Raw genomic sequence first — 547 nt, forward strand, 5'->3', positions numbered from 1 at the left:
GATTCAGAGGCCGACGTAGACGCGGATTCAGACGCTGAAGCCGATGCTGACTCAGAAGCTGACGCAGATTCAGAGGCCGATGTCGACGCCGATTCAGAGGCTGATGTCGATGACGACTCAGAAGCTGATGTAGATGCGGACTCAGATGCCGAAGCCGATTCAGATGCCGATGCAGATTCTGAATCCGTTACAAAACTAACAGTTACCTGAGTACTATCCGATATATTTCCTGCAGAATCTTTAAGTACAGCTTGAACAATATCACCATTAATTAAGCCAGGATTTGGAACCTCCCATTTACCCTGCCCATCTACAACCACACTGTCAGTTAATCCATCTGGGAATGTGATTATCAATGTAGTACCAATTTCACCTGTACCAGTGATTGGATTATTTTCAGTAATCGTATTTATAATTGGAGCATCTGGCGCAGTCGTATCATCCGCTGTAACCGGCGCTGGCGCAGACGCATTGCCTGCCGCATCCGTTACCGTGACTTGCAGTATTTCACCATTCTTTTGCGCTGGATTTACTGCGACTTCGAAAT

Annotated in this window: 1 protein-coding gene; it reads right to left on the reverse strand. The window is 46.8% G+C overall.

Features of this window, described 5'->3' with window-relative positions; genetic code table 11:
- On the reverse strand, positions 1 to 547 hold a 547-nt coding region (locus F941_RS16635), incomplete at both ends, for an Ig-like domain-containing protein (RefSeq protein ID WP_005010850.1).

Source organism: Acinetobacter bouvetii DSM 14964 = CIP 107468 (genome assembly GCF_000368865.1).
Classification (GTDB): domain Bacteria; phylum Pseudomonadota; class Gammaproteobacteria; order Pseudomonadales; family Moraxellaceae; genus Acinetobacter; species Acinetobacter bouvetii.